The organism is bacterium (assembly GCA_040753085.1).
In the GTDB taxonomy this organism is placed as follows: Bacteria; UBA9089; JASEGY01; order JASEGY01; family JASEGY01; genus JASEGY01.
On sequence record JBFMHI010000135.1, the window covers coordinates 1 to 7438 of the forward strand.

At 42.8% G+C, this 7438-nt stretch carries 10 protein-coding genes and 2 tRNA genes; 5 read left to right on the forward strand and 7 right to left on the reverse strand.

Going from position 1 to position 7438, the window contains the following annotated elements; genetic code table 11:
- Nucleotides 1-173: 173 nt before the first annotated feature.
- The 3 genes from mreD to AB1797_11510 form a co-directional block, all read right to left on the reverse strand.
- Nucleotides 174-641, reverse strand: a complete 468-nt coding sequence (gene mreD, locus AB1797_11500; GenBank protein ID MEW5768223.1) for a rod shape-determining protein MreD — start codon at nt 639-641, stop codon at nt 174-176.
- Between the two features lie 284 nt (nt 642-925).
- Nucleotides 926-1002 (reverse strand) — tRNA-Arg (locus AB1797_11505).
- A gap of 354 nt (nt 1003-1356) precedes the next feature.
- Nucleotides 1357-1433: transfer RNA gene (locus AB1797_11510), tRNA-His, on the reverse strand.
- Between the two features lie 43 nt (nt 1434-1476).
- Between AB1797_11510 and AB1797_11515 the strand changes: the two genes are divergently transcribed.
- Together AB1797_11515 and AB1797_11520 are read left to right on the forward strand one after the other, a co-directional pair.
- Nucleotides 1477-1737: a hypothetical protein gene (locus AB1797_11515; protein ID MEW5768224.1), complete on the forward strand. Its 261-nt coding sequence runs from the start codon at nt 1477-1479 to the stop codon at nt 1735-1737.
- Between the two features lie 30 nt (nt 1738-1767).
- Nucleotides 1768-1938 carry a hypothetical protein gene (locus AB1797_11520; GenBank protein ID MEW5768225.1) on the forward strand — a complete coding sequence of 57 codons (171 nt, stop codon included), beginning with the start codon at nt 1768-1770 and terminating at the stop codon, nt 1936-1938.
- 25 nt (nt 1939-1963) lie between these two features.
- Here the strand turns inward: AB1797_11520 and AB1797_11525 are convergent, their stop codons facing one another.
- Nucleotides 1964-2926: an ABC transporter permease gene (locus tag AB1797_11525; GenBank protein MEW5768226.1), complete on the reverse strand. Its 963-nt coding sequence runs from the start codon at nt 2924-2926 to the stop codon at nt 1964-1966.
- Between the two features lie 666 nt (nt 2927-3592).
- Here AB1797_11525 and AB1797_11530 point away from each other — a divergent pair.
- The gene (locus AB1797_11530) at nt 3593-4357 is read left to right on the forward strand and encodes an energy-coupling factor transporter transmembrane component T (GenBank protein ID MEW5768227.1); all 765 of its coding nucleotides are present in this window, start codon (nt 3593-3595) and stop codon (nt 4355-4357) included.
- Nucleotides 4358-4475: 118 nt separating this feature from the next.
- Here the strand turns inward: AB1797_11530 and AB1797_11535 are convergent, their stop codons facing one another.
- The 3 genes from AB1797_11535 to AB1797_11545 form a co-directional block, all read right to left on the reverse strand.
- Complete coding sequence (locus AB1797_11535; GenBank protein ID MEW5768228.1) at nt 4476-4943, reverse strand: methylglyoxal synthase; 468 nt, start codon at nt 4941-4943, stop codon at nt 4476-4478.
- Nucleotides 4944-5085: 142 nt separating this feature from the next.
- On the reverse strand, nt 5086-5268 hold the full coding sequence (locus AB1797_11540; GenBank protein MEW5768229.1) for a Rho termination factor N-terminal domain-containing protein: 183 nt from the start codon (nt 5266-5268) through the stop codon (nt 5086-5088).
- Nucleotides 5269-5420: 152 nt separating this feature from the next.
- The gene (locus AB1797_11545) at nt 5421-5600 is read right to left on the reverse strand and encodes a hypothetical protein (protein MEW5768230.1); all 180 of its coding nucleotides are present in this window, start codon (nt 5598-5600) and stop codon (nt 5421-5423) included.
- Between the two features lie 604 nt (nt 5601-6204).
- On the opposite strand from AB1797_11545, the gene AB1797_11550 reads away from it, so the two are divergent.
- Together AB1797_11550 and AB1797_11555 are read left to right on the forward strand one after the other, a co-directional pair.
- Complete coding sequence (locus tag AB1797_11550; protein MEW5768231.1) at nt 6205-7152, forward strand: Rpn family recombination-promoting nuclease/putative transposase; 948 nt, start codon at nt 6205-6207, stop codon at nt 7150-7152.
- Between the two features lie 92 nt (nt 7153-7244).
- Nucleotides 7245-7438 (forward strand): transposase (locus AB1797_11555; protein ID MEW5768232.1); only part of this gene is annotated, 194 nt, incomplete at its 3' end.

Consider the following 7438-nt stretch of genomic DNA (forward strand, 5'->3'; position numbering starts at 1 on the left):
ACCAGAAGGTCTAAAAAACAACCTTCAAAATACAAGGGGCGTATTGTCTCTTCGGCCAAAACTGTTACCACTTTTTAGGGCTGTTTCTGACCGAAATGAGACAATGCCAATAATTCTTTAATCTTTGTGTCTTAGTGTCTTTGTGGCTGAACACTTACGTACTTTCTTACTTCTTATAATATTAGCTTGACAAAGAGAAAAAAGAGCGTGCCAACTCCAACATTATAAAGATTCTCGGGGATAATGATCTGACTTATAACCGATGGATGAAAATAGGCTTGAGGAAGGAAGAGGCTAGATAAGCCAAGAATAATAAAAGAGTTGACTATCGAGGCCATTAAGATGACCATAAGTTGGAGGATGATAGATTTGTTCCAACTTTGCCTCCATCCGGCCAGAAAGCCGGTCAGACATTTGGAGAAGCCGTTCAATCCCAGGAGAGGAAAAGAGAGGCAGTCCTCGATAAGACCGGCTAAAAATCCTACGACTTCACCAGCCACTGAACCCTTCCGAAGCGCAAAGGCAACCACACCGATCAGAACAAAGTCCGGTTTTATTCCTTTAATGGCCAAATGAGATCCGGCCGCGCTTTGCAGGGCAAGCGTCATAACTAAAAAGGCAATCCAAATTAACCAGGACATTGAAAATAATTATCAATTATGGGATGGTTCACTTTACTGTGAAAGCTTGCGGCTGAGAGGTAGGGTGGGCACCGCCCACCAAAAAGGCGTAGATGGCGAACAGATTGGTGGGTAATGTCCACCCTACTTCTGCGGAAGGTTAACCGCGCCTAAAGTTTCACAAGAAAATGGATGATTTTGAACCGTCCCTCAATTATCAATTCAGAAAAACCGCTGCGAAGCTGGCAAGACAATGGGGGTTGCCATTCTCTAACTTCTTGCTGAATATGTAATTACCGACTAATTGGTACGCCTGGCAGGATTCGAACCTGCGACCTCTGGATTCGAAGTCCATCGCTCTGTCCAACTGAGCTACAGGCGCATAAAAGGAAGTTTCGGGTGGCGGGTTTCGAGTTTCGAGTTCGGCCACCAATGAACTCGAAACGTAACTATTCAACCACAGATGGACACGGATGAAGCACTGATTTTTTTAATATACTATACTTTTGCACTTTTTTGTAACTACTTGAAAGACAAATACTTTACAATAACCTCTCGTCATTCCCGCCAAAGCGGGAATCCAGTAATATCAAGGCTTCTGGATTCCTGCTTGCGCAGGAATGACAAAAAGTGCAAAAGTATAGTTAATATATGAATTGTTTAAATTCAATTCTTTTATTTATTCATGCTAATCCATGTTAATCAGTGGCTAAATAATTACCTCGAAACTAAAGATTGGGGTGAGCGACGGGATTCGAACCCGCAACCACTGGAGCCACAGTCCAGTGCTCTAACCAACTGAGCTACGCTCACCATGCTCGATCCTCGATGCTCGATACTCGATGCTCGATCCTCGATGCTCGATCCTCGATGCTCGATGCTCGATCCTCGATGCTCGATTCTCGATCCTCGATACTCAAAATGCTCGATGCTCGATGCTCAAAATGCTCGATGCTCAAAATGCTCGATCCTCGATACTGATAAAGGATATAGTATCGTGTTGAGCAAATTTCGCAACATTTTTACCCTTGAGTTTTGGTCGTTCTTACCGATATTATATTATAACCCAAGTTGCTACCTAATATTAAGGGGAAATTACGGGTATCCGCGGTTTTAATCTGCGTTAATGCAACCATTCACAAAATGCGTGACTGGTATTGTTGTAAAATTTCTTCAACCTGACACTAGTGTCCAGTATCGAGTATCGAGCATCGAGGATCGAGCATCGAGGATCAAGTATCGAGCATCAAGCATCGAGTACTATATCATGTTATTCCCAGATTGTCAACAAAAACATCAGGCCATCTGTGAAGAATGAAAATCTACCAGGAGGATGCTCAGGCCTAATACCTTATTCTGGGATCGCTCACCGCCAAAAGGATATCAGCCACCAGATTCCCCGCAATCAAAAGAAAAGAGCTGATTACCAATCCGCCCATAACTAAGAAGATGTCCTGTTTCAAGACAGCATCAAGCATCAGACGGCCAAGGCCAGGCCACCTGGTGATAATCTCGGTTAAAGCGGCCCCGGAGAGAAGCCCGGAAAGCTGATAACCGAAAATGGTAATAAGGGGATTAATGGCGTTGCGTAAGGCATGGCGATAGATAATTACCCTCTCTGAAAGTCCTTTGGCCCTGGCGGCCGTCACATAAGGAAGTCTCAAAACCTCAAGCATATTTGCCCGCATAAGCCTGAGAAGTCCGGCAATGGAAGTGGCCACCAGCACTGAGACGGGAATGATGAGGTGTTTGAGATAATCCCAAACGCGACCCCAAAAAAAATAGCTCTCATGTTGATAATCAGTCATCCCACCAGTGGGCAGCCAGTCAATGTAAGCCGCCGCAAAGATAAACAAAAAGGCCACAAAAAAAGTGGGCAGCGACATCCCCACAAAGGCCATTACTGAAAAGGCCTTGTCGGAAAGGGAATACTGGTGGGTGGCACAGTGTATACCGATAGGGATAGCAATAAGCCAGGTAAGTATAATGGAGACAAGAGACAGATAAAGCGTGTTCCAGAGTCGCTCCTTAATTAAGGCAGCCACTGGAAGGTGATAGGCCATCGATTGCCCCAAATTAAGTCGGATAAGTTGTCTTAGCCACATAAGATATTGGATAACCGGTGATTTGTCTAAACCAAACTCCTTTTTAAGCTTATAGATTGTCTCCGGCTTAATTTCAGGATTAAGAGACAGCTTAGTAAAATAATCTCCCGGGGCGAGCTGGATGATAAAGAAAGCGATTATAGTAATCCCCAACATAAGAGGAATAGTATGCAGAAATCTTTTTAAAATGTAATGGCTCATTTATTACCCGGTTCACCTTCCCCTTACTCAGACATCTATTCTTCTTTGTGTGCCTTGTGGTTTAATCAGGATAGCCCCTTTCGATTGTAGTCCATTGAGATAGCCAAGTCAAGCACATTTTCTCTTGCCTTTTAGTCTTAATTAGGGTATACTAAGAGCCTATCTCAAAAATGGGTAACCGTTCACCTCACCACGGAGACACAGAGACACTGAGAAAAATCTAAAGGACAAGTCTCTTAATGAGGTCTTTGTCGTTCAAAATTTAGACCACGCAAAAACTTCATATTGCTGACCCAATTATTTACTTTGTAAGTGCTTTTTCTAAAATCATTCTCCGTGTCTCAGTGTCTCTGTGGTGAACGATTACAGAAATGCTAAAATTAAGCCTAGTGCCTTGTCAAGATTAAAAATGTTGGTATTCAAATTGTTTTTCCTACACCCATATTTCACAAAGAGCGATAAAAATGCCCGCTGTGTCATTCCTGCGAAAGCAGGAATCCAAAGTTGTCTGAGTATGGATTCCCGCTTACGCGGGAATGACAAAAAAGAAACATTTCCAGGAGAAACTTTACCTACAAATATTAACTTGACAAAGCACTAGCCGTCCCGGCGGTGAATATGGCCACAGGCGAGGCCGCCTGGGCTACATTCAAAAAAGGTGAAAAAATGTCTATTTACCTGGAACAAGATGCTGTCCTTTACCGTCTACATCCGGTAACGAAGATTATCTCTCTGGGGTGTCTTTTGGCTCTTTCCTTTACCTTCAATCACCCCCTTTATTTGATTCCTTTAGGACTTGGGATTATTGGGATCGGCTGGGCAGGAAAGAGCCTAAATAATATTCGACGGATCTGGCCATTCCTTATAGGGTTAATCATCTTGATAGCCGTTCTTATCTTCATTTCCGGTATAAGGTTAACTACTATACGCCGGGAGGCGTTCTCTGGACCATCTCTGCTCTATGGCCTGGGAATGGGAATCAGACTGAATATGATAATTCTTTCCGGCCTATTTTTCCTTTCTACGACCAAGGTTGAAGAATTCATCTTTGGCCTGAATAAACTTAGGATTCCATCTAAATTAATCCTTCCCCTTTCCCTGGCCTTTAGACTGATTCCTATCTTCGTCGATAGCGGGGCCACCGTAGTGGCCGCCCAGCAAGCCAGGGGTTTGGATCTGGAAAGCGGCGGCTTAATCAGACGAATGAAGGCTTACCTTGGCCTGATCATACCCATCTTCCTATCTGGTCTCCAAAAAACTAAATATCTGGCTATAGCCTTACAATCAAAGGGATTTGGAGCCAGGGGTAAAAGAACCTTCTATCTTGATTTTAAGATCAGCCGCGCTGATGTCATATCTCTGGGGGTGCTCATAAGCCTCAATCTTGTTTGCCTCTGGCTGCGATTTCAGGGATATGGGATTATCCACTAAAGTAACTACTCAACACGGCCTAAGTTCCTCAACCCTTGAATCCTCGAACCCGGCTGAAACTACCCAGGAACTTTCGCCGAGTTGGACTAGCCGAAACGATGAACGAGGCCTTTTGGCCCTAATCACTCGAGGGCGCATGCCTTTTTATTTTACTGATGTAGTCAATGATCGGCCGCTCATATTCTTGCGTCATTAAAGATGAGGAGACCATAAAGTCAGCGCTGGCTCGGTTGCAGGCCACCGGGATGTTGTAGAGGACTGCAATTCTAAGAAGGGCCTTGACATCCGGATCATGCGGATGTGACTCAAGGGGGTCCCAAAAGAAAATGAGAAAGTCGATTTCTCCTTCGGCTATCCTTGATCCAATCTGCTGATCCCCGCCTAAAGGCCCGCTTTTTAAAGTGGTAATCTCAAGCCCAATCTCTTTAGAGATGAGATCTCCTGTTGTCTTGGTCCCCAAAAGTATATGTCTGCCAAGCAGATCCTTATTGAACTTCACCCATTCCAGGATATCTTCTTTGCGGGCATTATGGGCGATTAAGGCAATCCTCTTTCTGGCTGCCATTTTTAACTTCTCGTAAGCCATAGACCTTTCCTCGTATCTTTTCAATATTAGAGTTAAGAGTTGAGAGTAAAGAGGTCTCTTCTCTCTTTCTCTTCTCTCAACTCTTATCCACTAATTGCCCCGATTTAGAGGATACCATCCCTCTATACATAGACAAAGAGGCCTATTTCAGACAATCCTCTTGCCAGCAGCAGTCTGTCTGATCACAGCGGCCCTCTGTGGCTGTTCCAAAACAATCAAAATTACCCTCTGTCCTTTGAATCTGTCTGATAAGCTCTTCCTTTTTCATTCTGCCCGGCTTTATTCCGAGCTCTTCTGCCTTTGCCTTGACCTCGGCCATTTTCATACACCTAAACCTCCTTTTGTAATTACTTAAGTTAAGCTGCCCCTCTTACGGCTGGGCAGCCGCTTCTAATGATTTTCTGTAAGATCTCCTTTACCATCCGGCAGACGCTGAATTGCGGCGCCGGGCCTTTTATCGCTTCTTTCATCACCTCCTCAAGGCCGGGTATCCTTCAGGCAGGAAATCTCATTCATCACTGCCTCCCTCTCCTGCCTCAGATGAATCCTGCCGCTTCCATGTCTAATCACGAATCCATGACATATCCTAGCCGTGCCTGGCGATATACTCCTTGGACTCAATAAGCTTATTGCGGACAAACTGTTTGGCTGAGCCATTAGCGCCAGCCTCCTCCTGGACAGTTTAGAACAAGCTCTTAGTATACCACAATCACTTTACCAATTCAACTATTTTTTTTAATATCAAGAGTGATGATCCGGCAAAAATTTGACTTTTTGCCTAACCATCAAGTAACATATTAAAATTGATGTAACCGTTCACCTCACCACGGAGACACAAAGACACTGAGAAAAATCTAAAGGACAAATCTCTTAATTCCATCTTTCAAAACAGGTATTAAGTGCTTTTTTCTAAAATCATTCTCCGTGTCTCTGTGTCTCTGTGTCTCTGTGGTGAACGATTACAAATTGATTAAAAAACCAGCCTCCTTTTTACCACAAAGAAATTCATCAATAATTTCCCCTTCGTGTCTTCATGCCTTGGTGGCTGAATGGGTACCATTTTTAGTAGGTATTTTAAGCAGCCTTTATCCGGCAATCCGAGCCGCAAAGATAGCACCAGCTACAGCGGTAAGATATGAATGAGCTAGATCACGAGGAATAAAACCTTGCCAAAACCCAGGGTTTTAAAAAATCTTTGACTTTTCTAAGAGCATCTGGTATAATAATCTTGAGACAAGGAGGGGGATAGTAAGGAGGAGAGATGGAGATATCAAATCCGCACGATGCCTTTTTTAAAGAGATCTTTTCCCGTAAAGAGAATGCAGTTGATTTTATCTGCTCTACCTTACCTGAGGATTTAAAGAACAATCTTGACCTATCCAGCTTAGAATTGGATAATAATTCTTATATCGATGAGGAGCTAAAGGAAAACTTCTCGGATATAGTCTATAATTGCCTTTATAGAGGTAAGAGCAGGATAAAGATTTCACTTTTATTTGAACATAAGAGCTATGTAGTAAATTATCCGCATCTCCAAATTTTAAGGTATATGCTTAAGATATGGCAGACTAATATCAAACAGAAAGAGGGATTAGTTCCTATTATTCCTATTGTTTTCTATCATGGCAAAGAGAGATGGTTATTAAGGGAGTTAAGCAGCTATTTTGAAGGGATAGATGAGATATTAAGGAGATTTCTTCCGGGGTTTGATTATCTATTGACTGATTTATCGGGTTATAGTGATGAAGATTTAAAGGAGAGGATATTTTTAAATCTCAGTTTACGGATTTTCTGCTTACTGATGAAGAATATCTTTGATGAGGAGAAGTTAAAGGGGCACTTAGGGGAATTTTTAGAGGTTGGGAAGATATATTATGAAGAGGAGAAGGGATTAAGGTTTTTAGAAGGGGTAATAAGATATATTTACAATAGCACTGAGATTAAGCCAGAGGAAGTAATCGAGATAGCTAAGAGGATTTCTGCGAGAGGAGGTGAGGTAGCAATGACTACAGCCGTAAGATTAAGGGATGAAGGGTTACAGCAAGGGTTACAGCAAGGATTACAGCAAGGATTACAGCAGGGAATATACAGCAAGGCGACAGAAACTGCTAAGTCTATGTTCCGCAAGGGATTTAGCCTTGAGATAATTGCTGAAATAACCGGACTTCCAGAAGAAGATTTGAAAAGACTTATCAATGAGAAGGATTAGGAGATCTTCACTCTGTGGGGGACATGGGGGACGGTGGTGTAGGAAGCAAAAAAACATTTGACAAATCAAATACCACAATGTATAATTGAACTATGCCAAGGAAACCTAGATTAGATGCTCCCGGAGCTTTACATCATGTGATCGTTCGAGGGATTGAAGGAGGGGAAATATTCAGGAGCAAGATTGATTACAAAGATTTTCTAATGCGGTTGGAGAAAATAATTGTAGAGAATAAAGCAAAGCTATATGCTTGGGCATTGATTCCTAATCATCTTCATCTTTTGGT

Bases quoted from the DNA above. Each gene is read 5' to 3' on its own strand.
- mreD (MEW5768223.1), bottom strand. From the start codon at position 641: ATGTCCTGGTTAATTTGGATTGCCTTTTTAGTTATGACGCTTGCCCTG.
- AB1797_11515 (MEW5768224.1), top strand. From the start codon at position 1,477: ATGCTCGATCCTCGATGCTCGATGCTCGATCCTCGATGCTCGATTCTC.
- AB1797_11525 (MEW5768226.1), bottom strand. From the start codon at position 2,926: ATGAGCCATTACATTTTAAAAAGATTTCTGCATACTATTCCTCTTATG.
- AB1797_11530 (MEW5768227.1), top strand. From the start codon at position 3,593: ATGTCTATTTACCTGGAACAAGATGCTGTCCTTTACCGTCTACATCCG.
- AB1797_11535 (MEW5768228.1), bottom strand. From the start codon at position 4,943: ATGGCTTACGAGAAGTTAAAAATGGCAGCCAGAAAGAGGATTGCCTTA.
- AB1797_11540 (MEW5768229.1), bottom strand. From the start codon at position 5,268: ATGAAAATGGCCGAGGTCAAGGCAAAGGCAGAAGAGCTCGGAATAAAG.
- AB1797_11545 (MEW5768230.1), bottom strand. From the start codon at position 5,600: ATGGCTCAGCCAAACAGTTTGTCCGCAATAAGCTTATTGAGTCCAAGG.
- AB1797_11550 (MEW5768231.1), top strand. From the start codon at position 6,205: ATGGAGATATCAAATCCGCACGATGCCTTTTTTAAAGAGATCTTTTCC.